Here is a 24,246-nt window from a genome sequence, read left to right as displayed (position 1 = left end):
GTACGTGCGGCGGGGCCGGTGCGCCGGTCAGCTCAGGCGCTCCAGGATCATCGCCATGCCCTGGCCACCGCCCACGCACATCGTCTCCAGCCCGATGCTCTTGTCGTGGTGCTGCAGGCTGTTGATCAGGGTGGAGGTGATGCGGGCGCCTGTCATGCCGAACGGGTGGCCGACCGCGATGGCGCCCCCGTTGACGTTGAGGCGGTCGAGGTCGATGCCGAGGTCCTGGTAGGACGGGATGACCTGGGCGGCGAACGCCTCGTTGATCTCCACGAGGTCGATGTCCTCGATCGCCATCCCGGCGCGGGACAGCGCCTGCCGGCTCGCGCCGACCGGGCCGAGGCCCATGATCTCGGGCGACAGGCCGGTGACGCCGGTCGAGACGATCCGGGCCAGCGGAGTGATGCCCAGCTCCGCGGCCTTCACATCGCTCATGATGACGACCGCGGCGGCGCCGTCGTTGAGCGCGCAGCAGTTGCCCGCCGTCACGGTGCCGTCGGGGCGGAAGACGGGCTTGAGCGCGGACACCTTCTCGTAGGTGGTGCCGGCCCGTGGCCCGTCGTCCTTGCTGACCACGGTGCCGTCGGGCAGCGTGACCGGGGTGATGTCCTTCTGCCAGAAGCCGTCGGCCAGCGCCTTCTCGGCCAGATTCTGTGAGCGTACGCCGAACTCGTCCTGCTCCTCGCGGCTGACGCCCTTGAGCTGGGCGAGGTTCTCGGCCGTCTGGCCCATCGCGATGTAGATGTCGGGCACCGTGTCGTCCTCGCGCGGGTCGTGCCAGTTGTGGCCGCCCTGCCCGGCCGTCTTGGTCCTGGTCATGGCCTCGCCGAAGACCGGGTTCATGGTGTCGGGCCAGCTGTCGGAGCTGCCCTTGGCCAGCCGGGACACCGTCTCCACCCCGGCCGACACGAACACGTCGCCCTCGCCCGCCTTGATCGCGTGGAACGCCATCCTGGTGGTCTGTAGCGACGAGGAGCAGTAGCGGGTGATCGTGGTGCCGGGCACGTCGTCGAGGCCCAGCATCACCGCCACCACGCGGGCCATGTTGAAGCCCTGCTCGCCGCCGGGCAGGCCGCAGCCCAGCATGAGATCGTCGATCGTGTGCGGATCCAGCTGGGGCACCTTGGCCAGCGCCGCCTGGATCATCTGCACGGTCAGGTCGTCGGGGCGGATCTCCTTGAGCGACCCCTTGCCTGCCCGCCCAATGGGCGAGCGGGCGGTTGCGACGATGACTGCCTCGGGCATGGCCCCTCCTTTGTCAGCACAGCACTAGAACTATATTCCGATATCCCTTCTGTCATGACATCCGCGCGATGGTTTTTCAGTAGCGGGGCGTCAGCCGTACATGCCGGGGGCGGTGGCGGTGCGGTCGTTGGTGGCGTGCACCCCGCCCTTCTCGTCGCGCCACAGCCGCCAGCCGAGCTGGCTGCCGGTGAACCACGACGGTGGGGCGGCGGCGTCGGCGATCCGCTTGCCGGTGGCGAGGTCGTACTCGCACAGGGCCGCGGTGGAGTAGAAGCCGGGGGCCTGGCCGCGCAGGGGGAGAGGCTTGGGGTCGGTCACGCAGAAGGACCATCCCCGCTGCTCCTCGACCGGCACCGGCTTGCCGGTGGCGAGGTCGAAGGTGCTGCCCTGGTGGTCGTGCTTGAGGAAGCCGAGCTTGTCCATGCGGTTGGGGAAGGCGAGCCACCAGCCGGAGCCGGGGACGTCGGCGGCGGTGATCTGACCCACCACGCGGCCGGTCCCGGAGTCGAGCCTGGCGAAGCCGCCGTAGGCGCCCTGCCGGTCGACCGGGCGGACGACGGGGGCGAAGCCGGGGCTGCCGCTGGGGTAGACGCGCACCACCGAGGGGCGCATCCAGTTGATCGTGCCGTCGCCGATCTTGACGGAGAACAGGCCGAAGGTGGAGACCTTCTTGGTCTTCGGGTTGGTGTACGGGGCGACGTAACCGATGAGGTCGTCGCCGGTGGCGCCGAAGGCCCAGCCGCCGGACATGTCGATGCCGGGGCCGAGCGCCTGCTCGATGGGCTGCTGCCATTGGAGCTTGCCGGTCTTGAGGTCGTAGGACTCGATCATCGGGTTCTTGGCCAGGCGCAGCATCAGGACCCGTTCGCGGTCGGACCACTCGACCTCGGCGATGCCGGGCAGCTTCCACTTGAGCGCGCCGGTGTCCGGGTCGAGCACGACCACGCGGGCGCCCGCCGTGGCGGTGTGCTCCGACAGGCAGACGTACGGGCCGCAGCGCTGAGGGCCGAAGGTCGAATGGATCGGCCTGGTCCACTTCTGCTTGCCGGTGCGGGCCTCGCGGGCGACGAGGGTGGCGTTCCAGCGGCCCTTCGTGGCCGGGTCGAGGGCGACGATCGTCGATCCCTTGGCCGTCTCGACGAGGGCGGGGGCCGAGACGCCCATGCCGGGCAGGCGGCCCGCCATGGTGGCGGGGCGGGCCCAGAGTTTCTTGCCGTTGGCGAGGTCGAGCGAGATGGTCTCAAGTGCGCCGTCGGGCTTCATGGCGGTGGCGGTCACCACTCCGCCGGCCGCAGCCATCCGGCTGACGGCGTTGATCTCGGTGTTGTGCCAGGTCGGATAGGTGGCGGTGGCTGCGTCGCTGTTGGAACAGCCGGCCAGGGCCAAGGTCCCGGCGAGTGCGAGAGCCGGTTTCGCGAGAGGCCGGAGCACGGGCAATTCACTCCAAACTGGGGAACACGAGTGACGGCTCCAGCGCGGAGGGTGACCGGTTTCAGGCGTCGTTGAGCCCCTCCCCGAGTCGCCGGCGGAACAACGTCGCCCACTTTCCGTGGGTGCCGCTGGTCCGCCCGGCGACCCGGGTCGCGGACACCTCGGTGCCGGGCTCCTCCGCGGCTGTCGCCGCCGCGAGGTAGATCGGTTGCAGTCCTTCGCCGCGCGCGGGTCGCGGCTCGGGCCACAACGCCAACGCAGCGCACACCGACGGTAGCACCGCGTAAGCGGCCTGTGCGTAACCTCGGGCAGATGGATGGAAACGATCCGGTCCGAACATTTCGCCCGGGTTTGTGTGGAATTCCGGTCCCAGAAGGTCGGCGAACGCCACCGTGCGGCCGCCCGCGTCGACCACCGCGACCGTCTGCGCGGCGGCGATCTGGCGGCTCCAGCGCCGGGCCACCCAGCGCAGCGGCTGGGCGAGCGGCCGGACCGTGCCCAGGTCGGGGCAGGTGCCGACGATCACCTCGGCGCCCGCCTCCCGCAGCCGCCGGACCGCTTTGCTCAGATGCCGGACGGCGGTGGCGGGCGAAGTCGCGGTGATGACGTCGTTGGCGCCGACGAAGAGCACGGCCACGTCCGGCTCCATCGCCAGCGCGGCGTCCACCTGCTCGTCCAGCTCGGCGGAGGGCGCCCCCGACTTGCCGACGACGCAGAGCCGTACCGGGCGCTCGGCGACCGCGGCCAGCCCGTGGGCGAGCATGACCGCCGGAGTCTTGGCGGCATCTGTCATGCCGAGCCCGATAGAGGTGGAATCGCCCAGCATGGCCAGTTTGATGGGCGTACCAGGGTAGTCCCCGTAGTCGCCGTCGGCCGGCGGGCCGTCCAAGCCGTGCGGGCGCCCGATGGTCTTCCTCGCCAGCAGGCTCTCGGCGATCAGCAGTCCGTAGGCGGTGGCGCCGAGCGCCGTGAGGCCGCCGCCACCCAGCGCGGCGGCCGTGGCGATGCGTCGCGCCGCGCGTGCGGTACCCGCTGCCCAGACCACGTGTGCCCTCCTAGCCGAACACGGCGGTAGCGTTTGCATGAAACTAGCCGAGGGCCTGCCACCTGCACGGGATCTCGGCCTCTGATCTGCTGACAAAGCTTTGGCAAAGAAGGTGAACACCTCGGTGCGCGTTTATGATTCCCTGGTCGAGTTGATGGGCAACACCCCACTCGTCCGGTTGCACAAGGTTTCGGCGGGATTGCCGGTCCAGGTGCTCGCCAAAGTCGAGTACTTCAACCCCGGCGGGTCGGTCAAGGACCGCATCGCCGTCCGCATGATCGACGCCGCCGAGGCCTCGGGCGAACTGCGGCCCGGTGGCGTCATCGTCGAGCCGACATCCGGCAACACCGGCGTCGGCCTGGCCATCGTGGCTCAGCAGAGGGGCTACCGGTGCCTGTTCGTGGTGCCGGACAAGGTCGCCCAGGACAAGATCTCGGTGCTGCGCGCGTACGGCGCGGAGGTGGTGGTCTGCCCGAGCGCCGTCGCGCCCGAGCACCCGGAGTCCTATTACTCGGTCTCCGACCGGCTGGCCCGCGAGATCCCCAACGCCTGGAAGCCGGACCAATACTCCAACGTCAACAACCCCGACTCCCACTACCACTCCACCGGGCCGGAGATCTGGGAGCAGACCGAGGGCAGGATCACCCACTTCGTCGCGGGCATCGGCACCGGCGGCACGATCAGCGGCACCGGCCGTTACCTCAAGGAGGTCTCCGGCGGCAGCGTGAAGATCATCGGCGCTGACCCGGAGGGCTCCGTCTACTCGGGCGGCTCCGGCAGGCCGTACCTCGTGGAGGGGGTCGGCGAGGACATCTGGCCGGCCACGTACGACACCAAGATCTGCGACGAGATCATCGCGGTGTCCGACAAGGACTCCTTCAACATGACCCGCAAGCTGGCCCGCGAGGAGGCGCTGCTCGTCGGCGGCTCCTGCGGGATGGCCGTGGTGGCGGCGCTCCAGGTGGCGGCCACGGCCGGACCGGACGCCGTGGTCGTGGTGCTGCTGCCCGACGGCGGCCGCGGCTACCTGTCCAAGATCTTCAATGACGACTGGATGGCCGACTACGGCTTCCTGACCACCTCCTCGGATGAGGGCCTGGTCCGCGACGTGCTCGCCCGCAAGGGGGAGAGCCTGCCCAACTTCGTGCACGCGCACCCGCACGAGTCGGTGGGCACGGCCATCGCCACCATGCGCGAATACTCGGTGTCCCAGCTTCCGGTGATGAACGAGGAGCCGCCGGTGATGGCGGCCGAGGTGGTCGGCTCGATCGTCGAGCGCGACCTGCTCGACGCCCTCTACCACGGCAAGCTCACCTCCGACGACCTGGTCTCGCAGCACATGTCCGCGCCGCTGCCCATGATCGGCAGTGGCGAGCCGGTGGCGATGGCGGTCGAGGCGCTGAAGTCGGCGGACGCCGCGGTGGTGCTCGAAGACGGCAAGCCCGCCGGCCTGCTCACCCGCCAGGACCTGCTCGCGTTCCTGGCCGACCACTAACGGTGATGTCCCCCGCCCGGCCCGGGGCGGGGGAGTCAGTGCAGAAAGCGTCCCCCCTCGCGGTCAGTGGAGGGGGAATTCGGCGCGGATCTCCCAGGCGCCTTCGGGGGTGAGCCCGGCGTCGAGGTGGCCGCCGAGCGCCTCGACCCGCTCCGCCATGCCCACGAGACCGAAACCGCCGCCTAAGCGGGCGACCCTGGGGTCCGAGGCCGAGTCGAAGTTGCGTACCCGCAGGACCACGGTGGCGTCGTAGCGCCGCAGGTCGGCTTCCACCCAGCCGGCGCGCGGCGCGTGCTTGCGCACGTTGGTGAGCGCCTCCAGCAGCACCCGGTGCAGGGTTGTCAGCACCTCGGGGGCGAGCGTCCGGCCGTCGATGCCCTGGCCGATCTCGAACGCCACCTTCGGGCCCTCCGCGGAGAACCGGTCGGTGAGCAGCCGCAGGTCGGCGAGCGAGGTGCCGGGGCTGCGGGACGCCTCGTCGGCTCTCAGCACGGTGACCATCCGGCGCATCGAGGTGAGCGCCTCGCTGCCGGCCGTGGCGATGGCGTCGAGCGCGGGCACCACGGCCGTCGGGCTGGTCTGGGCGACGGTGCGGGCGGCCTGGGCCTGTACGACGATGCCGGTGATGTGGTGGGCGACCAGGTCGTGCAGCTCCCTGGCCAGCTCCAGTCGCTCGGTGCGCCGTACGGAACGGACCGCCTCGTTGCGGCGCTCCTGCTGGAAGCGGAGGTAGCCGCCGACGCCGGCGATCGTCGACCAGGCGGCGAACAGCAGGAACGCGAAGGCGAGGGCTTCGACGCTCTCGGCGCGGGCGAAGGCTTCGGCCATCAGCACGATGAGGCCGGCGCAGGCGAGGATCGCCGCCGTTCGGACCGGCTCCACGTGCCTGATCACGCCGAGGACGAGGACGAGCAGGGCCCCCGTCTCCGCCGCGCCCGGAATGCCGGTGGTGCCGGTGCTCGTCATGACCACCGAGGTGAGCATGGAGAGGCCGGCCAGGATGGCGAAGCTCTCCACCCGGTAGCGGCGGCGCAGGGCCATGGCCACGATCCCGGCGATCCCACAGGCGAACACCATGAACTGGAGCGGAGGGGAGCTGGCAGCGACGGTCAGGTCGGCCAGGAGCATCAGGCCGAGCCAGCCGAACATGGCGATCTCGCTCAGCCGGCGGATCCAGTAGGCGACGCGTTTGGAGTCCCGCACGGCTCCGAGCCTAAGCCGCAAGTCCTATAGGTCGGATCGGCCATTCGGCCGAGCACGGCGGACCGGGACCGGCTCTTCAGCCGAGGCGGAGACAGGAGCCCCGGGCCGATCCTGGATAGGCCGGAAGGGGGCGACGATGATGGTCATCGGATTCGTACTGCTGGGTGTCGGACTGGTCATCGGGGTGCTGCTGGCGCTGACCGACCCGGTGCTGCTCTCGCGCATCAACGGGGAACCCGCGGAGGGGGCCAGCGGGCGGCACATCAGGGTGCGCGAGGCGAAGGTCGTACGACTGCACGGCAGGGCCGATGACCGCCGGGGGGCCACCGCCGCCTGAGGCCGGCTCGCGCGGTATGGCGCGTGAGCTGCGGGGGCATCGCGGGGGATGGTGCCCCGGCGCGGCCCGCACTCCGTTGGGGAACGGAGTGCGGGCCACGTCAGTTACGGTGGCGGTATGACCAACGGTTTCGAAACCCTGGCGATCCACGCAGGTCAGGAGCCTGATCCTGTGACCGGCGCGGTCGTGCCGCCGATATATGCGACCTCCACCTACAAGCAGGACGGTGTGGGCGGTCTGCGTTCCGGATATGAGTACAGTCGCTCGGCCAATCCCACGCGGACGGCGCTCGAAGAGGCGCTGGCGGCGGTGGAGGGCGGGGCGCGCGGACTCGCGTTCGCCTCCGGGCTGGCCGCCGAGGACGCCCTGCTCCGCACGGTCTGCGCGCCGCAAGACCACATCGTCATCCCGAACGACGCCTACGGCGGCACCTACCGGCTGTTCGCCAAGGTGCACCAGCGCTGGGGCCTGCACTACGACCCGGTGCCGCTCGGCGACCTGGACGCGGTGGCGTCGGCGCTGACCCAGAAGACGAAGATCATTTGGGTGGAGACGCCCACCAACCCGCTGCTCGGCATCGCCGACATCGCGGCGCTGGCCCAGCTCGCCCATGACAACGGCTCGCTGCTGGTCGTCGACAACACCTTCGCCTCGCCGTACCTCCAGCAGCCGCTGGCGCTGGGCGCGGACGTCGTCGTGCACTCGACGACCAAGTACGTCGGCGGCCACTCCGACGTGGTCGGCGGCGCGCTCGTCGCGGCCGACCGGGGGCTCGGCGAGGAGCTCGCCTACCACCAGAACGCGATGGGCGCGGTCGCGGGGCCGTTCGACGCGTGGCTGACGCTGCGCGGGCTCAAGACGCTCGGCGTACGCATGGACCGTCACTGCGACAACGCCGAACGCGTCGTCGACCTGCTGCTGGCGCACCCGAGAGTGACCCAGGTGCTCTACCCGGGGCTCGGCGAGCACGCCGGCCACGAGGTGGCCGCCAAGCAGATGAAGAGGTTCGGCGGCATGGTGTCGTTCCGGGTGGCCGGCGGCGAGGACGAGGCGGTCGAGGTGTGCAACCGGACCAAGCTGTTCACCCTCGGCGAGTCACTCGGCGGCGTCGAGTCGCTCATCGAACATCCGGGCAGGATGACGCACGCCTCCGCGGCGGGCTCGCCGCTGGAGGTTCCCGGTGACCTGGTGCGCCTGTCGGTCGGCATCGAGACGATCGACGACCTGCTCGCCGACCTGACGCGGGCACTCGCCCGGTAGTCCACGGCGCCCGAACGCGTCCGCCCGTCACTTCGCCGGCTTGACGGGCGGACGTGGGTCGTCGGCTGCCGCTGACCTGCGTCCGCGATAGAGCACCGTCATGATGGCCGGGATGTGCTTGGCATCGGCCTTGTCCAGGGCCTTCGAGGCCAGACGGAGCAGGACCAGTTGCCTACATATGTAGGCCAGAAGCCAGGCAACGCCGCCGATGAGGTAGCCCCACCACGGCACGCCCGACAACAGTGCGCTGCTCATCATGTGTCCTCTTCAACGGGCATGACCTTGTAGTGGCTGGTGTAGGTGGTGCGGTAGGCCATGGCCAGCCGCCTGATGGCCGGCACGATGCCGCCGGCGCAGATGCACAGCGAGATCAGGCCGACCGGCCCGTGCGCCAGGGTCATCACCAGGGCGCAGACCGCCGCGGCGCCGGTCAGCGTGCCACCCAGGGCCGCACGGACGACGGTGTCGTCGGTGGTCGTGTCGAGCAGCTCGCCGATGACCACCTTGCCGGCGCCGCCGAAGTAGAGGCCGCCGGCGATCCCGAGCAGCACCGACGCCACCAGGCCCACGGCAGCCGATTTGACCACCATGCCGATGAAGACGCCGACGGCGAAGCCCGCGCCCGTGGCGAGGACGGTGATGACGCCCGCGCCCACGCCGCCGACGGTGCCGAGGACGAAGGCGATGGCGGTCAGGCCGATGAGCAGGCTTCGCGAGCTACGCCTGCGGCTGCCCTGGGGAGCCAGCTTGCGCACGCTTCGGTGCTGGTCGAGCGCGAAGGTGAGCGCCCGGAGCATGCGTATCGAAGGGCTCCGGACCTCGTGATCCTCCAGGATGGCCGGCAGCTCCGCCGTCCACTCCCGGTAGTAGCTCGGCGCGATGTCGATCGGCAGCTTGAGGCAGGCGCTGCGGATGAGGCGCTTGGCCTGCCTTAACGTACGGGGATGGAGTGGTGCCATCACGCCGCCCCTTGCGGGGAGGGCCTGGACGGCTGGAAGCCGCTACCGGTGGCGTCCAGGGATGCCCGGGCCAGCTCCTCCCGGGCGATGCGAATGCCGTCCCCGGTCAGACGGTAATACTTTCGCGGCGGCCGTCCCGCCTCGTCGGCCGGCTGCGACTCCCACTCGGCGGTCACCAGCCCCTCGTCCATGAGTCTGGCGAGCATGGGATAGAGCGTGCCGCTGGCCAGCCGGGCGGCCTTCATCAAGTCGTAGCCGTAGCGTTGTTCCGTGGGATCTGCCAGGAAGGCCGCCAGCACCCGTGCCAGGGGCCCGGTTAGCTTCATGATTGGGAAACTACCTATGTAGGCTACATATGTCGAGGTTACATTTCCCTACCGAAAGACGGCACCCGTCGGGAAGGGGTGACCGTCGCCTGGCGCACGATCACAGGTGCCTAGCCGGGCACCACCATCAGGAAGAGGATCACCAGCCAGATCACGGTGAGCAGCCCGCTGATGGCGGCGATCCGCCCGTTCTGCACCTTCGCGTCGTCCTCCTTCTCCTCGCTCTGGAGGGCCTGGACGGCGCCGCGCAGGTCGCGGTCGATGATGAAGAGCAGCACGATGCCGACGATGAACAGCGTCATCGACGCCGTCATGTACCACTTGCCGAGCACGCCGCCGCCCAGCACCACGCCGAGCACCACCCCGAACACGAAGACGCCCAGGGACGCCACGCTGTAGATGCGGGTGGTGCGCTGGATGTTGCGGAGCACGGGCAGGTTGGTGTCGCGGATAGCGCGCGGCGCGGCCATGGTGGCGGCGGTGAGCGGCCCGATGGTGAAGACCGCGAAGGCGATGTGCAGCCAGAGAAACAGGGACGACATGCGGGAGAGACTAGTCCCCGGTGATCTCGGCCGGGGACTCGACACTCTCTTCGCTTACGGCGGAGCAGCGCATGATCAGCTCGCTGGTGACAATGGCGATGATCATCAGTGCGACCAGAATGATGGCGATCATAAACACCACCTCCTTCCCCGTGGCGGGCGGAAATACCGTCCGTAATGACTAGACGCTTGGGCTTCGGCATGAGTTCAGCCCAGGTATCGTTACTCACCGCTGGATTTTCCTAACCTTCTGGGCACAAGGGGGTGCCGTCCGTGACCATCAGGCACGTCGAGCCGTATACCGATGAGTGGCTGCAGCAGCCGGTCTGCTACGTGCGGCTAGTCGTCGAGCTGCTCGGAGCCGAGGTCGCCGACTGGTGGGAGGGCCCCTGCGATCCGCGTGAGGCGACCGTTCGCCTGGCGGACGGGGCCGCGCTGGTGTGGGACGAGGAGAGCGGATGGCGGCTGGGCCGCTTCGTCTCCGGCGGTTCCGGCGAGCGCACCGAGCTGACCGGGTCCCGCTATCTGGGCGGCGGGCTGCTGCCCAGGCCGGAGCGGGTGCCCGCGGCGCTGGCCGACGCCCGCGCGGGCGTCGGCGCCTGCAGCGCGTGGCGTCCCTGTTATCGCTCCCACCGCAGCTGCCACGACGGCTTCGACGTGGCGCTCGACTTCTACCGCCGCCTCATCGACGCCTGATCGCCGGCCATCGGGCCCGGCATCGACCTTGACCGCCGGTCATCGGGCCCGTGATCGACGCCTGACCGCCGGTCAGCGTGCCTGGCATCGACCTTGAGCGCCGGTCATCGGGCCCGTGATCGATGCCTGTGCGCAGGTCAGCGGGCCCGGCGTACGCGCAGGAAGTCGCTCACCACATATTCGCCCAGCCGGTCGGCGTCGGGCGAGAAGACGCGCCCGCCGTTGCGCCGGGCGACCTCGTCGACGAACTCCTTGAGCCGGTCGTCGCCCGCCAGCATGAAGACGTTGAGCGTGGCGCGGCGGCGGGTCATCTTGTCCACTTCCGCCAGCGTCAGCTCCAGCGTCTCCGACGACGGCGGCCATTCGAAGGCGGAGCGGCCGTTGCGCATCAGGTGCGCGGTGGGCTCGCCGTCGGTGACGACGAGCACCACCGGCTCGAAGTCGGGGTGGCGGTCCAGGTGCCGTCCCGCGATCAGCAGCGCGTGGTGCAGGTTGGTGCCCTGCACCATGTCCCAGTCGAGGCCGGCGAGCTCGTCCGGCTGCAGGACCCGCGCGTAGTTGGAGAAGCCGATGATCTGTACGGCGTCCTGCGGGAACTTGGCGGCCACCAGCGCCTGCAAGGCCAGCGCCGTCTGCTTGGCCGCGGCCCAGGTGCCCCGCAGGGCCATCGAGTAGGACAGGTCCACCAGCAGGCAGATGGCCGCGGCGCTGCGCCGCTCGGTCTCGGCCACCTCGAAGTCGTCCACGGACAGGCGTACGGACGTGCCGGCGCCCGCCTCGGTGCGCAGGCCACCGCCGCGCACGCCGTTGACCAGGGTGCGGACCACGTCGATCGGCTGCTCGTCGCCGAACCGCCAGGGGCGTGAGGAGCCGGTGAGCTCGCCGGCCGAGCCCGCGTCGTGCTGGTCGTGGTCGCCGCGCCGTCCGGCGTCCAGCGAGGTGAACACCCGGCGCAGCGCGGTCTCGCCGAGCCGCCGCACGGCCTTGGGGGTGAGCTCCAGCTTGCCGCGGCGGCGCAGCAGATAGCCCTGCTCCTCCAGCTCCCGCTCGATCCGCTTGAGCCCCTCCAGGTCGTCGACGACCGAGCGGCCGAGGGCGCGGCGGACGGCGGCCTCGTCGATGTCGTCCAGCCTGGCCCCCGGGTAGTCCTGGCGCAGCGCGGTCTCCAACTGGGAGAGGTCGGCCAGCTCCTCCAGGGCGGTGACGGCGTCGCCCATGCCGAGCGGCTGCTCGCCGGTCATCCGCTCGTCCGCGTCCCAGGCGAGGTCGGGGCGGCGGGCGGCGAGGGCCTCGCCGAGGCGGCGCATCTGGTCGGCGAGCCCGGACTGGTCGAGGGTCTCGTTGATCAGGTTGCCGAGCTCCTCGCGCTGGCGCGGGGTCATCGAGGCGAGCATGCGCTGGGTGGCGGCGGCGCGGCGGGCGAGGGTGTCGACGAGCTCCTCGAGGTTCCGCGGCTTCTCCGGAAACATGTCGCCATATTTCGCCGTAAAAGCGTCGAAGTCGGCTTGCTGGTGCTCGCCTCGGGCGTCCCTGTCCAGCATGTCGTTCAAGTCCGACATCATCTGGCGGACCCGCTCCATCGCCTCCGGGTCAGGGTGGGCCAGCGCGTCGCGCAGCCCCTTGAACTGGCTGTCGAGCACCTCCCGCCGCAGCAGGTCACGCAGCTCCTCGAAGGTCTGCCTGGCCGCGGCCGAGCGCCATTCGTAGGGCGTCAGCGCCTGGATGGCGCCGGCGGTGTCGTCAGGCAGCGTGTCGAGCTCGGCCTCACGCAGCCGGGCGTCGTCGGACGGGTCCGGGAACAGCTCGGCCCGCTCCTGCCCGATCGCCTTGTCCAGCAGCGCCCGTGCCCGCTCCAGGGTGCCGTCGAGCCGGCCGCTCTCCCGCAGCTCGCGGCGGCGTCGGCGTACCTCTCTGAGCATGTCGTCGAGACCTCGGCGGTCCTGCGCGCCCGGCAGGCCGCGCTTGAGCAGGTCGCGCAGGGCGTGCACGGGCGTGGAACCGGACAGGATGGCGTCGCCCATCTCGTCGAGAGCCGCACGCACGTCGTACGGCGGGGCGAGGGGGTCCGGGCCATCGTGGAACTCGCCATAGCGGTAGGCCATCACGAACCCACGCTAACCCCAGATGCACCACTATGCGGACGCTGAGCCCGTACGGGTGGCTCCGCCTGTGGTGAAACAGCACCGAGGCGGCCCCGCCGACGAAGCCCTTCGCCGCGCGGGACCGCCCGATACTGTCAGGTCCGGTAGACGGCGACTCCGTCCAGGTCATCCTTCGACAGCCGGCGCATGAGGTAGAGGCCCTCCAGGGCGAACTCCAGGGCCGCCGCCGCGTGCCCCGGGGACTCCTCGCCCGCGCCCATGCCCAGCGCGGTCATGATCTTGGCGAGGCCGTTGACCGGGCCGATCCGGTGCAGCAGCTCACCCGCGCCGATCAGCTCGCCCGACTCCACCTGGTTGCCCTCGGCGAACTTGTCGGTGAGCGGGGACAGGTCCATGCCGCCCAGTCGGCTCCTGAACGTCTCGGCCGTGGCCCGGCGCAGCAGGTGGGCCAGGATCTCGGTCTCCCTGCCCTCCTCGCTGACCTCGAACTCGACCTTGCCGCGCAGGCTGTGCACGACCGGGGCCAGGTCGCACACCCGGGTCACCGCCTGCTCCTCGCCGGCGATGGCGGCCCTGCGCACGGCCGAGGCCGAGGCGCTCTCGGCGGCCGCGATGGAGAAGCGCGCCGACACGCCGGAGCGGGCGTCGACGGCCGTGGACTCGCGGACCAGCCGGGTGAACCTGGCGATCGCCTCGATGAGGTGCTCGGGGATGTCGGCCCCGATGTCCGGCACGGTCTCCTGCCGGATGAGCGTGAGCTCGTCCTCGATCGTGAGCGGGTAGTGGGTGCGGACCTCGGCGCCGAAGCGGTCCTTCAGCGGGGTGATGATCCGGCCCCTGTTGGTGTAGTCCTCGGGGTTGGCGCTGGCGATGAGCAGGATGTCGAGCGGCAGCCGCAGGTTGTAGCCGCGCACCTGGATGTCGCGCTCCTCCAGCACGTTGAGCAGCGAGACCTGGATGCGCTCGGCCAGGTCGGGCAGCTCGTTGACGGAGAAGACGCCCCGGTTGGTGCGCGGGACCAGGCCGTAGTGCACGGTCTCGGGGTCACCGAGCCGCCGCCCCTCAGCGATCTTGATCGGGTCGATGTCGCCGATCAGGTCGCCCACCGAGGTGTCGGGGGTGGCGAGCTTCTCGCCGTAGCGCTCGTCGCGGTGTTTCCACGCCACGGGGAGCTCGTCGCCCAGCTCGTCCGCCAGCGCGCGGCAGCGGCCGCAGACAGGGGCGTAGGGATGGTCGTTGATCTCACATCCCTCGACGACGGGAGTCCATTCGTCGAGAAGGCCGGTGACCGTGCGGATGAGCCGGGTCTTACCTTGGCCGCGCTCACCGAGCAGGACCAGGTCATGCCCGGCGATGAGGGCTCGTTCGAGATGGGGCAGGACGGAGTCGTCGAAGCCCACGATGCCTGGGAAACGGGGCTCGCCCGCTCGGAGTTTGGCCAGCAGGTTTTCGCGGACCTCGGCTTTGACGGTGCGATGAACGTGGCCGCTCTCTCGCAACTCGCGAAGAATACGAGGCTGATGCACGGGATCGAGACTACGTCCCTCCGGGATGCTGCGGGGAGAGTTTCGCAGCTGGCGGAGATTTCGGATCTCGACCATTAGGTGACGGTTCGTGTGCGTGCTTGTCCTTTTACGGGGGAGAATCGGGCCTAGGGGACTTGGACCTGCTGAGGGAGGCGAGAGGCGTGGCACTGATGACGACCCGCTTCGCCGACGGCCTCGCCGTGGATTCCGATCTGGTGACGGCCGCGGAGAAGGCCGTCGGTCAAGCCCTGGCGAGACTCAACGGCCAAGCCGACCTGGTCTGCTTCTTCATCTGCGGTGAGGATCCCGACGATGTGGCCAGGGCGGGCGAGCGCGCGATGCGGCTGGCGCCGGAGGCGCAGGTGATCGGCTGCAGCGCCACCGGGGTGATCGGCGACGGACAGGGCGTCGAGTTGACGCCCGCCGTGAGCGCCTGGGCGGCCACTCTCGACGGGGCCGAGATCACCACGTTCGCGCTGGAGACGCTGACCGCCGAGGACAAGTTCGTGGTGGTCGGGCTGCCGGAGCGCGGCACCGACGACCATGTGGCGATCATCCTCGCCGACCCCTACTCCTTCCCGACGGACGCCTTCGTCGAACGGTCCGTGGAGGTGCTCGGCGACCTGCCGCTGATCGGCGGCCTGGCCAACGGGCTCCAGGGCCGCGGGTCGGTCCGGCTGTTCGCCGACGGCGAGGTCTACACCGAAGGCGCGATCGGCGTGCTGATCAGCGGGGCCGTCCGGGTCAGCACCGTGGTCAGCCAGGGCTGCCGTCCGATCGGCCCCAGCATGGTCGTCACCCGCAGCGAGGAGAACCTGCTGCTGGAGCTGGCTGGGCAGCCCGCGCTCTCCCGCCTTGAGGACATCGTCAGCGATCTCGACGAGGACGACCGCGAGCTGGTGGCGGCCGGACTGCAGATCGGCGTGGCCATGGACGAGTACGCCGAACGCCACGAACGCGGCGACTTCCTGATCAGAGGCGTGATCGGCATCGACCCCGAACGCGAGGCCGTGGCCATCGGCGACATCGTGGAGATCGGCCGGACCGTGCGCTTCCAGGTGCGCGACGCCGCCACCGCCGACGAGGACCTCTACGACCTGCTCGACGCGCACCGTGAGGAGCTCGGCAGGGTCGACGGCGCGCTGCTGTTCTCCTGCAACGGCCGCGGCTCGGCGATGTTCGGCACCGCCGACCACGATCCCGTCGCGCTGCGCGACACGCTCGGCCCCATCGGCATGGCGGGCTTCTTCGCCGCCGGCGAGGTCGGCCCGGTCGCCGGCCACAACCACGTGCACGGGTTCACCGCCTCCGTGCTCGTCTTCTCCTCCTCCGGGTCGGCGGGCGGCACGTGATCCTCGCGATCGACGTCGGCGGCACCAAGATGGCCGCCGCCCTCGTCGGCCCCGACGGCGTGCCCCGGCGGATCACCCGCGTCGCCACCCCGCAGCACGCGGACGCGCAGACCCTGTGGAAGACGCTCACCGACCTGATCGACCCGCTCTCCGGCGGGGTGGCCGGGGTGGGGGTCGGCTGCGGCGGCCCGATGACCTGGCCGGACGGCGAGGTGTCACCGCTCAACATCCCCGCCTGGCGCGGCTTCCCGCTGCGCGCCAGGCTGGCGGCCCGCTTCCCCGGCCTTCCGGTACGGATACACAACGACGCCGTCTGTGTGGCCGTGGCCGAGCACTGGCAGGGCGCGGGCCGTGGCAGCGCCGACATGCTCGGCATGGTGGTCTCGACCGGGGTGGGCGGCGGCCTGATCCTCGGCGGGCGCCTGATCAACGGCGGCACCGGCAACGCCGGGCACATCGGGCACGTCGTGGTGGAGCCCGAGGGCGGGCCTCGGTGCGGGTGCGGCGGCCACGGCTGCCTGGAGGCGGTCGCCAGAGGCCCCGCCCTGACTGAGTGGGCCCTGTCCCAGGGCTGGACCCCCAGCAGCACCGCCACCCTGAACCGCCCCCTGACGGAAACCCCAGACCGGGAAACCCCAGGCCGAAGGAGCACCGGCCGGGAAACCCCAGGCCGAGGGAGCACCGGCCGGGAGGCCGCAGGCCGGGGGAGCACCGGCCGGGAGGCCGCAGGCCGGGGGAGCGCCGGCCGGGAGGCCGCGGGGCTGAGGGGGGATGGGCGCGCGGTGGCTGGGCCGGGGATCGGTGATCCGTGTGTGGCCGGGCCGGGGATCGCCAATCTGGGAGCCGCCGGAGTGGGGGCCGCCGGAGTGGGGGCCGCCGGGGTGGTGGCCGTCGGGGCGGTGGGTGTTGAGCCGTACAGGGAGGATCGGGCGGTTACCGGGCGTGCGCTGGCGGCGGACGCCCGGGCGGGTGTCGAGGTGGCTGTGGCCGCGATGCGGCGGGCCGGCCGGGCGCTGGGCATCGCGATCGCGTCCGCCACCCACCTGTGCGACCTGGACCTGGTGACCATCGGCGGCGGCCTGTCGCAGGCGGGCGAGCCGCTGTTCGGGCCGCTGGAGGAGGCGCTGCGCGAGCACGCCCGGATGGACTTCGCCCGCCGGGTCCGGGTGGTGCCCGCCGCCCTGGGCCAGGAGGCCGGCCTGGTCGGCGCGGCCGCCCTGATCCTGGCGGGGGAGAGCTACTGAGACGCAGCGCCCCCGGTGTCAGATGGCGGGACGCCCGGGCTGGAAGAGCCAGGTGTCGAAGAGGGTGTCGAGCTGCTTGCCGGACAGGCGCTCGGCCAGGGTGACGAACTGCTCCGTCGTGACGTTGCCGTACTGGTGCTCGCTCGTCCAGGTCTTGAGCAGTTTGAAGAACGTCTCGTCGCCGATGGCCCCGCGCAGCGCGTGCAGCGTCATGGCGCCACGGTTGTAGACGGACTCGTTGAACAGGTCGCTGGGCTTGGCGCGGCCGGGCGGGTAGGTCCAGATGGGGTCCTTCGCCGGGCGCTCGTAGAAGGCCCGGAAGGAGGCGTCGGCGGTGCCGGTGCCGTTGTGCTCGGCCCAGAGCCACTCGGCGTAGGTGGCGAAGCCCTCGTTGAGCCACAGGTCCCGCCAGCGCTCGATGCTCAGGCTGTTGCCGAACCACTGGTGCGCCAGCTCGTGGGCGATGATGTCCTCGCCGGGGTCGAAGCCGCCGTAGAGGGGCTTGGTCTGGTTTTCCAGCGCGTAGCCGGCCGTGAAGTCGTCGATCACGCCGCCCGTCGAGGAGAACGGGTAGCGGCCGAACACGGTGCCCCAATAGTCGGTGATCTCGGCGGAGAGCTTGTAGAGCTTGTCCAGCGAGCGGGTGAACTTGGGGTCGACCGCCGCCAGGGCGCGGATGCCGCCGGGGGTCTTGCCCTCGCGGAGCTGGAACCTGCCGACCGTGGCCGTCGCCAGATAGGTGGCCATCGGGTGCGCCTCGCGCCACTTGAAGGTGGTCAGGTCGCCCGAGGTCTGCGGCTTGCCGGTGAGCTCGCCGTTGGCCAGCGCGGTCACGCCCTTCGGCACGGTGATCTCGAAGTCGAAGGTGGCCTTGTCGGCGGGGTGGTCGTTGCCCGGGAACCAGGTCCTGGCGCCGTTGGGCTCGCAGGCCACGAACGCGCCGTCGGGGGTCGGGATGAATCCGTATCTGCCGAGGTTGGAGGAGTCCACGACCGGCTGGGGGACGCCCGCGTAGGCCACCTTGACGTTGAAGGCCGATCCCTGCCGCAGCGGCGCGGCGGGGGTGACGGTCAGCTCGTGGCCGGTGCGGGAGAACGTGGCGGCCGCCCCGTCGACGGAGACCTCGCCCACCTTGAAGCCCTTGAGATCCAGGTTGAACTGGCTCAGCCCCTGCTTGGCCGTGGCCTGGATGGTCGCCACGCCGTCGAGCCGCCGGCTCGACGGCGTGTAACCGAGCTTGAGCGCGTAGTGGGAGACGTCGTAGCCGCCGTTGCCGTCGAGGGGAAAGTCCGAGTCGCCGATGCCCGGTGCGCCGGCCTGGCCGGAGAGCCGCTCGACCGGGCGGGCCACCCCCTCGGACGACCCGCAGGCGAGCGTGCCCATCAGGATGGCCAGCAGAACGGCGACTTGCCGGTTAGTGGACCTCATTTGTGCCGCGTCCCCCTTCGATGCGTGACCGCAAGCTTACGCTGAGTCAGGCATCGTTGGAGACGCCCTCGCGTCAGAGGTTGCCTCTGCGCTCCTGTTCGCGCTCGATGGCCTCGAACAGCGCCTTGAAGTTGCCCTTGCCGAAGCCGAGCGAGCCGTGCCGCTCGATGAGCTCGAAGAAGACCGTCGGCCGGTCCTGCACCGGCTTGGTGAAGATCTGCAGCAGGTAGCCGTCCTCGTCCCTGTCTACCAGGATCTTGCGCTTCTTCAGCTCCTCGATCGGCGCCCGCACCTCGCCGATGCGGCCGCGCAGCTCGGGGTCGTCGTAGTAGGAGTCGGGCGTGTCGAGGAACTCCATCCCGGCCGCGCGCATGTGGTCGACCGTGGCCAGGATGTCGTTGGTGGCCAGCGCGATGTGCTGCACGCCGGGCCCGCCGTAGAACTCCAGATATTCGTCGATCTGCGACTTCTTGCGGCTGACGGCCGGCTCGTTCAGCGGGAACTTGACCTTGCGCGAGCCGTCCGCCACGACCTTGGACATCAGCGCGGAATACTCCGTGGCGATGTCGTCGCCGACGAACTCCGCCATGTTCGTGAAGCCCATGACCGTGCGGTAGAAGTCCACCCATTCGTCCATCTTGCCCAGCTCGACGTTGCCCACGCAGTGGTCGACGGCCTGGAACAGCCGCCCGGTCCTGGTGGCGGGCGGGGCGACGAGCGGCGTGGCGGGCAGGTAGCCGGGCAGGTACACGCCGCCGTAGTTGGCCCGGTCCACCAGGGTGTGGCGGGTCTCGCCGTAGGTGGCGATCGCCGCGAGCACGACCTTGCCGTGCTCGTCCTCCATCGTGTACGGCTCAGCCAGCCCGCGGGCGCCGTGGGCCACGGCGTGCTGGTAGGCCGCCTCCACGTCCGGGACCTCCAGCGCCAGGTCGGTCACCCCGTCGCCGTGCTCGGCCACGTGCCTGGCCAGGTCGGTGCCGGGCCTGATCGAGGAGCGGAGCTCGAACCTGGCGCTGCCCGAGGTGAGCACGTAGGCCACCTCGTCGCGGCTGCCGTTCTCCGGCCCGCGGTAGGCCACCAGCTTCATGCCGAACGCCGTCGAGTAGTAGTGGGCTGCCTGCTTGGCGTTGCCGACGGCGAACACCACGGCATCCATTCCATTGACCGGAAAGACATCGCTCATACGGCCCATGCTCGATATATATGGGCGTGTTGTGCAAGAGTTGCTCGAATGAGTGGACAATATGTCCAGTGTGAGTCCCGATCCGCCGAGGAAGCCGTACACCATGACGATCGATGAGCTGGACGCCCGGTTGATCGCGCTGCTGTCCGCCGAGCCGAGGCTGGGTGTGCTGGAGTGCTCGCGCCGGCTCGGCGTCGCCCGCGGCACCGTTCAGGCTCGGCTGGACCGACTGGCCGCCAGGGGCGTCATCACCGGGTTCGGGCCGGACATCTCGACCGAGGCGCTCGGCTACGACGTCACCGCCTTCGTCATGATGGAGATCCGCCAGATCGCCGGGCACGACCCGGTCGCCGACCGGCTGGCGCTCATCCCCGAGGTGCTGGAGGTGCACACCATCACCGGCGGCAGCGACCTGCTGTGCCGGGTGGTGGCCCGGACCAACGCCGATCTGCAGCGGGTCATCGACGGGATCGTGGACGTCCAGGGCGTGCTCAGAACGTCGTCGATCATCGCGCTGGACACCCCGGTTCCGTACCGCGTCCTGCCGTTGGTCGCCGACGTCCCTCGTCGGGCGGCGCGTGAGCCGTAGCATCGGTGAGGGCCGATGCACCGTTATCGATCGTTTACCCTTGACCTTCGCGCAGGTGACGGGGGGATCGGCGGACGTGATCGAGGGGGTGACGGCATGCGGAAGCGACGGTGGCTCCGTATCTCACTGATTGTCGGTGGCTCGGGGTTTCTCGTGCTGGCCGCGCTGTTCGGCATCGCGTGGGCGATGACCCCCATCCCGGACAGCACCCAGAAGGACGCCACGGCACAGGGCTCGGTCATCTATTACCGCGACGGCAAGACCGTCATCGCCCGGCAGGGAGTCGACCGCCGCACCGTGGAGTTGGCCAAGGTGCCCGAGCACGTGCGCGACGCGGTGATCGCGGCGGAGAACCGCTCGTTCTACGACGACAGCGGCGTCTCGGCCAAGGGCACCACGCGCGCCCTGTGGTCGACGCTCACCGGCCAGCAGCTCCAGGGCGGCTCCACCATCACCCAGCAGTTGGTGCGCAACTATTACAGCGGCCTGAGCCAGGAACGTTCCATCACCCGCAAGTTCAAAGAGATCATGATCTCGATCAAGGTCGACCAGTCGAAGTCCAAGGACTGGGTGCTGGAGCAATATCTCAACACGATCTACTACGGCCGCGGCGCCAACGGCGTCCAGGCGGCGGCGCACGCCTACTTCGGCAAGGACGTCGACGAGCTCGGCGTCGCCCAGGGCGCCTACCTCGCCGCGGTCATCCAGCAGCCCAGCCGCTTCGCCGACCCCAAGGGCGCCGACCTCGCCGCGGCCGAGGTCCGCTGGCGCTCGATCGTCCAGGCCATGGTCGAGACCGGCGCGCTCACCCCAGGGGAGGCCGCCGAGCAGAGGTTCCCCAAGCTGACGGCGCCGAAGAAGCCGTTCCAGCTCAAGGGGCAGGGACAATACATGCTGGAGCAGGTGACCGCGGAGCTGAACCGGCGCGGCTACACCGACGAGGACATCAACGGCGGCGGCCTCAGGATCGTCACCACCTTCGACAAGAAGCTCATGGAGGCGGCCGAGCGCGCCGTCAAGGAGACGCTGCCGGAAGCCACGCCCAAGAAGGTGCGCACCGGCCTGGCCGCCGTCGACCCGGCCAACGGCGAGGTCGTCGCCTTCTACGGCGGCAGCCCCCACCAGACCGAGTACGACAACGCCTTCTCCGCCAAGGTGATGGCCGGCTCCACCTTCAAGCCGTACACGCTGGCCGCCGCGCTGGACAACGGCTTCGACCTGTCCACCAGGGTCAACGGCAACTCCCCGATGCGGGTGGCCTCCGCCCCCGACACCCCCATCCCCAACGACAGCGGCCGCTCCTACGGGCTGATCAACCTGGTGAGCGCCACCCAGAACTCCGTCAACACCGCCTTCGTGGACCTCGCCCAGAAGGTGGGCACCGACAAGGTCGCCGCCACCGCCACGGCCATGGGCATCCCGGCCAAGCAGCTCGACCCGCACGTCGCGGCCGCCACCTTCCCGCTCGGCGTGGCCTCCGTGAGCGCGGTGCAGAACGCCTCCGGCTTCTCCACCCTCGCCAACGGCGGCGTCCACATGGAGGCGCACGTGGTCAAGCACGTCACCCGCGCCGACGGCGGGAAGGACACGATCGAGCCGGCCGCCACGCAGGCCGTCAGCAAGCAGGCGGCGGCGGACGCCACCTACGCGATGCGTCAGGTCGTGCAGTACGGCACCGGCACGGCGGCGCGGCTCTACGACCGTCCCGTGGCGGGCAAGACGGGCACCACGGACGATTCCAAGTCGGTCTGGTTCAACGGCTTCACCCCGCAGCTCGCGGTCGCGGTGGACATGTTCCGCTCGGACAACAAGCCGGTCACCGTCCCCGGTTACGGCGTGCAGTTCGGCGGTCAGCTGCCCGCGCAGATCTGGCGGGCGTTCATGACCGAGGCCATGCGCGGCGAGCCGGTCGAGGACTTCCCCGAGCCGTCCGGTCTCGGCTACACCTCGGACTACTCCGCGCCGGAGCGCGACTACGACGAGCGCCCCAGCACCACCCCCACCCGGCAGCCGGAGCCGTGGGACGACGGCGGCGAGCCCGAGGCCACCGAGCCGCCCTTCATCGACGACCCGCCCGTCGACCAGGGCCCCGAGGAGGAGCAGGGACCCCCGGAGCAGGACACCGACCAGCCGGCCCCGCCGGACCTCCAGCCGTCCGCCCGCCCCGACGACAGCGAGGCCGACCCGGCCCCACTCGGCTGACCTCCCCAGGCCGGTCTGGTGGCAGGCGCGTGGATCTAGTGGTCGGCCAGCTGGGCCCGTAGGTCTTCGGGGGTGGTGACGGGCAGGCGGCAGGTGAAGCCGCGGCACACGTAGGCCGCCGGCGCGCCGGCGATCAGTGGCCGCCCGTCCAGCAGCGGCGCCCCGCCGTTCGCGGTCTCCCCGCCGCCCAGCGCGACCACCAGGCCGGGCACGTCGGCGAGGTAGGCCTCCCGATGCAGGATCTCGGTACGGGGATCGCCGGGCGGGCCGACGACCGCCACCTCGACCGGCCCGTCGAGTGCCGCTCGCGCCACCGCGAGCCCCCAGCCGGCGAAGCGGGCGTGCTTGGCCGCCAGCACCGAGACGGTGCCGAGGGCCGCGTGCGCCGCCTCCCGGTGCCGGCTGGAGCCGGTCAGGGCCGCGTACGACAGCAGGGCCCCCGCCGCGGCGTACTGCCCCGAGGGGGTGGCGTTGTCCGTGGGGTCCTGCGGCCGCTGGAACAGCCGCTCGGCGTCGTCCGCGGTGTCGTAGAAGCCGCCCGTCCCGTCGGCGAACCGGTCGAGCAGGGTGTCCAGCAGGGTGCCCGCCAGCCGGAACCACCGGGTCTCCCCGGTCGCCCCGTAGAGGGCGATCAGCCCTTCGGCGAGGTTGGCGTAGTCCTCCAGCACTCCCGCGTTCGTGCCCGCCCGGCCGTCGCGCGAGGTGCGCAGCAGCCTGCCGTCCACCACGTGCACCCGCTCCAGCAGGGTCGCGGCGGCCTCGGCGGCCCGCACGAGGTCGGGCCGGTCCAGCGCCATGCCGGTCTCGGCCAGGGCCGCGATGGCGAGCCCGGTCCAGCCGGCCACCACCTTGTCGTCGCGTCCCGGTCGTACCCGATGCTCCCGGGCGGCGAGCAGGCGCTCGCGCACGCTCGCCAGCCGGGCGGGGTCGGCGGGGTCCTGGTGGAGCTGCAGGACGGACGTGCCGTGCTCGAACGTGCCGGTCACGTCGAAGACCTCGGCCGCCCACGTCCCGTCGTCGTCGCCGAGCACCTCGCGCAGCCGCTCGGGCGTCCAGACGTAGAAGCGGCCCTCCTCGCCCTCGCTGTCGGCGTCCAGCGCGGAGGCGAAGCCGCCCTCGGCCGTGCGCAGCTCGCGCAGCAGCCAGTCGGCGGTCTCCAGGGCCACCCGGCGGGCCAGCGGGCCGCCGCCGGCGCGCCACCAGTGGGTGTAGACCCGCAGCAGCAGCGCGTTGTCGTACAGCATCTTCTCGAAGTGCGGCACCACCCAGCCGGCGTCCACGCTGTAGCGGGCGAAGCCGCCGCCGAGCTGGTCGTAGATGCCGCCGCGCGCCATCGCCTCGAGCGTCGTGCCGCTCATCTCGCGCTCACCGGAGCGCAGCAGGAACTCCAGCACCATCGACGGCGGGAACTTCGGCGCGCCGCCGAACCCGCCGCGCACCGGGTCGAACGACTCGCGCAGGTTGCGCAGGGCCGTCTCCAGCGTCTCCTCGGTGGGCAGCGGCCCGCTGGGCAGGGAGGTGCCGGAGCTGAGCACCTCCACCACCTTCGCGCCCTGCTCCAGCACGGTCGCCCGGTCGTTGGCCCACGCGCCGGACAGGCCCTGCAGCAGCCGCTGGAACTGCGGGCGCGGGAAGTAGGTGCCGCAGTAGAACGGGTGTCCCTCGGGGGTGGCGAACACGGTCATCGGCCAGCCGCCCTGCTGGGTCATGGCCTGGGTGGCGCTCATGTAGACGGCGTCCACGTCGGGGCGTTCCTCGCGGTCCACCTTGATGTTGACGAAGTTGTCGTTCATCAACTGCGCGGTGGCCGGGTCCTCGAAGCTCTCGTGCGCCATCACGTGGCACCAGTGACACGCCGAGTAGCCGACGCTGATCAGCAGGGGCACGTCGCGGCGGCGGGCCTCGGCGAACGCCTCCTCGCCCCACGGGTGCCAGTCGACGGGATTGGCCGCGTGCTGCAGCAGGTAGGGGCTCGTCGCGTCCTGCAACCGGTTCATCACCTCACTTTAGTCGGTGGGGAGGTGAGGGTCGGGGTGACCTGGCGTTCTCCGGGCCGCTGTGTGCGGAGGGGAGCGGGGGCG

22 protein-coding genes are annotated in these 24,246 nt (G+C 70.7%); 8 read left to right on the top strand and 14 right to left on the bottom strand.

Features of this window, described 5'->3' with window-relative positions; all coding sequences use genetic code 11:
- Positions 1-27: 27 nt before the first annotated feature.
- From OHA68_RS06125 to OHA68_RS06115, 3 genes are all read right to left on the bottom strand, one after another.
- Positions 28-1,245, bottom strand: a complete 1,218-nt coding sequence (locus OHA68_RS06125) for an acetyl-CoA C-acetyltransferase (RefSeq protein WP_327106714.1) — start codon at positions 1,243-1,245, stop codon at positions 28-30.
- Positions 1,246-1,335: 90 nt separating this feature from the next.
- Entirely contained in the window at positions 1,336-2,676 is a 1,341-nt protein-coding gene (locus tag OHA68_RS06120; protein WP_327106713.1) for an outer membrane protein assembly factor BamB family protein, read from the bottom strand.
- A gap of 61 nt (positions 2,677-2,737) precedes the next feature.
- On the bottom strand, positions 2,738-3,721 hold the full coding sequence (locus OHA68_RS06115; protein ID WP_327106712.1) for an SGNH/GDSL hydrolase family protein: 984 nt from the start codon (positions 3,719-3,721) through the stop codon (positions 2,738-2,740).
- A gap of 124 nt (positions 3,722-3,845) precedes the next feature.
- Here OHA68_RS06115 and OHA68_RS06110 point away from each other — a divergent pair, with 124 nt between their 5' ends.
- On the top strand, positions 3,846-5,216 hold the full coding sequence (locus OHA68_RS06110) for a cystathionine beta-synthase (RefSeq protein ID WP_327106711.1): 1,371 nt from the start codon (positions 3,846-3,848) through the stop codon (positions 5,214-5,216).
- A 63-nt stretch (positions 5,217-5,279) separates the two neighbouring features.
- Here the strand turns inward: OHA68_RS06110 and OHA68_RS06105 are convergent, their stop codons facing one another.
- On the bottom strand, positions 5,280-6,419 hold the full coding sequence (locus OHA68_RS06105; protein ID WP_327106710.1) for a sensor histidine kinase: 1,140 nt from the start codon (positions 6,417-6,419) through the stop codon (positions 5,280-5,282).
- Positions 6,420-6,555: 136 nt separating this feature from the next.
- On the opposite strand from OHA68_RS06105, the gene OHA68_RS06100 reads away from it, so the two are divergent.
- Complete coding sequence (locus OHA68_RS06100; RefSeq protein WP_189141928.1) at positions 6,556-6,756, top strand: hypothetical protein; 201 nt, start codon at positions 6,556-6,558, stop codon at positions 6,754-6,756.
- A 117-nt stretch (positions 6,757-6,873) separates the two neighbouring features.
- Complete coding sequence (locus OHA68_RS06095; RefSeq protein WP_189141927.1) at positions 6,874-8,016, top strand: cystathionine gamma-synthase; 1,143 nt, start codon at positions 6,874-6,876, stop codon at positions 8,014-8,016.
- A gap of 27 nt (positions 8,017-8,043) precedes the next feature.
- Here the strand turns inward: OHA68_RS06095 and OHA68_RS06090 are convergent, their stop codons facing one another.
- From OHA68_RS06090 to OHA68_RS06070, 5 genes are all read right to left on the bottom strand, one after another.
- Complete coding sequence (locus OHA68_RS06090; protein ID WP_189141926.1) at positions 8,044-8,274, bottom strand: hypothetical protein; 231 nt, start codon at positions 8,272-8,274, stop codon at positions 8,044-8,046.
- Entirely contained in the window at positions 8,271-8,975 is a 705-nt protein-coding gene (locus tag OHA68_RS06085) for a hypothetical protein (RefSeq protein WP_327106709.1), read from the bottom strand. The genes OHA68_RS06090 and OHA68_RS06085 overlap by 4 nt, the downstream gene beginning before the upstream one ends.
- Positions 8,975-9,301 carry a PadR family transcriptional regulator gene (locus OHA68_RS06080; protein WP_189141924.1) on the bottom strand — a complete coding sequence of 109 codons (327 nt, stop codon included), beginning with the start codon at positions 9,299-9,301 and terminating at the stop codon, positions 8,975-8,977. Before OHA68_RS06080 ends, OHA68_RS06085 begins: the two co-directional genes overlap by 1 nt.
- Before the next feature lie 110 nt (positions 9,302-9,411).
- Positions 9,412-9,843 (bottom strand): hypothetical protein, encoded by a 432-nt coding sequence (locus tag OHA68_RS06075; protein ID WP_189141923.1) that lies wholly within the window; start codon positions 9,841-9,843, stop codon positions 9,412-9,414.
- A gap of 10 nt (positions 9,844-9,853) precedes the next feature.
- The gene (locus tag OHA68_RS06070) at positions 9,854-9,976 is read right to left on the bottom strand and encodes a hypothetical protein (protein WP_327106708.1); all 123 of its coding nucleotides are present in this window, start codon (positions 9,974-9,976) and stop codon (positions 9,854-9,856) included.
- Positions 9,977-10,116: 140 nt separating this feature from the next.
- Here OHA68_RS06070 and OHA68_RS06065 point away from each other — a divergent pair, with 140 nt between their 5' ends.
- The gene (locus OHA68_RS06065; RefSeq protein WP_327106707.1) at positions 10,117-10,539 is read left to right on the top strand and encodes a DUF6292 family protein; all 423 of its coding nucleotides are present in this window, start codon (positions 10,117-10,119) and stop codon (positions 10,537-10,539) included.
- A gap of 137 nt (positions 10,540-10,676) precedes the next feature.
- On the opposite strand, the gene OHA68_RS06060 is transcribed toward OHA68_RS06065, so the two are convergent.
- On the bottom strand, positions 10,677-12,641 hold the full coding sequence (locus tag OHA68_RS06060; protein ID WP_327109467.1) for a vWA domain-containing protein: 1,965 nt from the start codon (positions 12,639-12,641) through the stop codon (positions 10,677-10,679).
- A 134-nt stretch (positions 12,642-12,775) separates the two neighbouring features.
- Positions 12,776-14,242 carry a sigma 54-interacting transcriptional regulator gene (locus tag OHA68_RS06055; RefSeq protein ID WP_407674425.1) on the bottom strand — a complete coding sequence of 489 codons (1,467 nt, stop codon included), beginning with the start codon at positions 14,240-14,242 and terminating at the stop codon, positions 12,776-12,778.
- Positions 14,243-14,337: 95 nt separating this feature from the next.
- On the opposite strand from OHA68_RS06055, the gene OHA68_RS06050 reads away from it, so the two are divergent.
- Positions 14,338-15,519, top strand: coding sequence for an FIST signal transduction protein (locus OHA68_RS06050; RefSeq protein WP_189142019.1), 1,182 nt, complete (start codon positions 14,338-14,340; stop codon positions 15,517-15,519).
- On the top strand, positions 15,516-16,763 hold the full coding sequence (locus tag OHA68_RS06045; RefSeq protein WP_327106705.1) for an ROK family protein: 1,248 nt from the start codon (positions 15,516-15,518) through the stop codon (positions 16,761-16,763). The genes OHA68_RS06050 and OHA68_RS06045 overlap by 4 nt, the downstream gene beginning before the upstream one ends.
- Positions 16,764-16,781: 18 nt before the next feature.
- Here the strand turns inward: OHA68_RS06045 and OHA68_RS06040 are convergent, their stop codons facing one another.
- Together OHA68_RS06040 and hppD are read right to left on the bottom strand one after the other, a co-directional pair.
- Positions 16,782-18,191: a M1 family metallopeptidase gene (locus OHA68_RS06040; RefSeq protein ID WP_327106704.1), complete on the bottom strand. Its 1,410-nt coding sequence runs from the start codon at positions 18,189-18,191 to the stop codon at positions 16,782-16,784.
- Positions 18,192-18,264: 73 nt separating this feature from the next.
- Complete coding sequence (gene hppD / locus OHA68_RS06035; RefSeq protein ID WP_327106703.1) at positions 18,265-19,374, bottom strand: 4-hydroxyphenylpyruvate dioxygenase; 1,110 nt, start codon at positions 19,372-19,374, stop codon at positions 18,265-18,267.
- Positions 19,375-19,477: 103 nt separating this feature from the next.
- Between hppD and OHA68_RS06030 the strand changes: the two genes are divergently transcribed.
- Both OHA68_RS06030 and OHA68_RS06025 read left to right on the top strand, forming a co-directional pair.
- The gene (locus OHA68_RS06030; RefSeq protein ID WP_327106702.1) at positions 19,478-19,963 is read left to right on the top strand and encodes an Lrp/AsnC family transcriptional regulator; all 486 of its coding nucleotides are present in this window, start codon (positions 19,478-19,480) and stop codon (positions 19,961-19,963) included.
- A gap of 96 nt (positions 19,964-20,059) precedes the next feature.
- Positions 20,060-22,165 (top strand): transglycosylase domain-containing protein, encoded by a 2,106-nt coding sequence (locus OHA68_RS06025; protein WP_327106701.1) that lies wholly within the window; start codon positions 20,060-20,062, stop codon positions 22,163-22,165.
- 35 nt (positions 22,166-22,200) lie between these two features.
- Here the strand turns inward: OHA68_RS06025 and OHA68_RS06020 are convergent, their stop codons facing one another.
- Positions 22,201-24,162 carry a thioredoxin domain-containing protein gene (locus OHA68_RS06020; protein ID WP_327106700.1) on the bottom strand — a complete coding sequence of 654 codons (1,962 nt, stop codon included), beginning with the start codon at positions 24,160-24,162 and terminating at the stop codon, positions 22,201-22,203.
- Positions 24,163-24,246 lie beyond the last annotated feature (84 nt).

Origin of the sequence: Nonomuraea glycinis (assembly GCF_035920485.1) — a bacterium.
Classification (GTDB): domain Bacteria; phylum Actinomycetota; class Actinomycetes; order Streptosporangiales; family Streptosporangiaceae; genus Nonomuraea; species Nonomuraea glycinis.
The sequence above is the reverse complement of the archived record's forward strand: the minus strand, read 5'-3'. Positions and strand labels throughout refer to the sequence as shown.

Coding starts and splice junctions, on each gene's coding strand:
- OHA68_RS06125 (WP_327106714.1), bottom strand. CDS start 1,245: ATGCCCGAGGCAGTCATCGTCGCAACCGCCCGCTCGCCCATTGGGCGG.
- OHA68_RS06100 (WP_189141928.1), top strand. CDS start 6,556: ATGATGGTCATCGGATTCGTACTGCTGGGTGTCGGACTGGTCATCGGG.
- OHA68_RS06095 (WP_189141927.1), top strand. CDS start 6,874: ATGACCAACGGTTTCGAAACCCTGGCGATCCACGCAGGTCAGGAGCCT.
- OHA68_RS06090 (WP_189141926.1), bottom strand. CDS start 8,274: ATGATGAGCAGCGCACTGTTGTCGGGCGTGCCGTGGTGGGGCTACCTC.
- OHA68_RS06085 (WP_327106709.1), bottom strand. CDS start 8,975: ATGGCACCACTCCATCCCCGTACGTTAAGGCAGGCCAAGCGCCTCATC.
- OHA68_RS06080 (WP_189141924.1), bottom strand. CDS start 9,301: ATGAAGCTAACCGGGCCCCTGGCACGGGTGCTGGCGGCCTTCCTGGCA.
- OHA68_RS06075 (WP_189141923.1), bottom strand. CDS start 9,843: ATGTCGTCCCTGTTTCTCTGGCTGCACATCGCCTTCGCGGTCTTCACC.
- OHA68_RS06070 (WP_327106708.1), bottom strand. CDS start 9,976: ATGATCGCCATCATTCTGGTCGCACTGATGATCATCGCCATTGTCACC.
- OHA68_RS06060 (WP_327109467.1), bottom strand. CDS start 12,641: ATGGCCTACCGCTATGGCGAGTTCCACGATGGCCCGGACCCCCTCGCC.
- OHA68_RS06055 (WP_407674425.1), bottom strand. CDS start 14,242: ATGGTCGAGATCCGAAATCTCCGCCAGCTGCGAAACTCTCCCCGCAGC.
- OHA68_RS06050 (WP_189142019.1), top strand. CDS start 14,338: ATGACGACCCGCTTCGCCGACGGCCTCGCCGTGGATTCCGATCTGGTG.
- OHA68_RS06040 (WP_327106704.1), bottom strand. CDS start 18,191: ATGAGGTCCACTAACCGGCAAGTCGCCGTTCTGCTGGCCATCCTGATG.
- hppD (WP_327106703.1), bottom strand. CDS start 19,374: ATGAGCGATGTCTTTCCGGTCAATGGAATGGATGCCGTGGTGTTCGCC.
- OHA68_RS06030 (WP_327106702.1), top strand. CDS start 19,478: ATGACGATCGATGAGCTGGACGCCCGGTTGATCGCGCTGCTGTCCGCC.
- OHA68_RS06025 (WP_327106701.1), top strand. CDS start 20,060: ATGCGGAAGCGACGGTGGCTCCGTATCTCACTGATTGTCGGTGGCTCG.
- OHA68_RS06020 (WP_327106700.1), bottom strand. CDS start 24,162: ATGAACCGGTTGCAGGACGCGACGAGCCCCTACCTGCTGCAGCACGCG.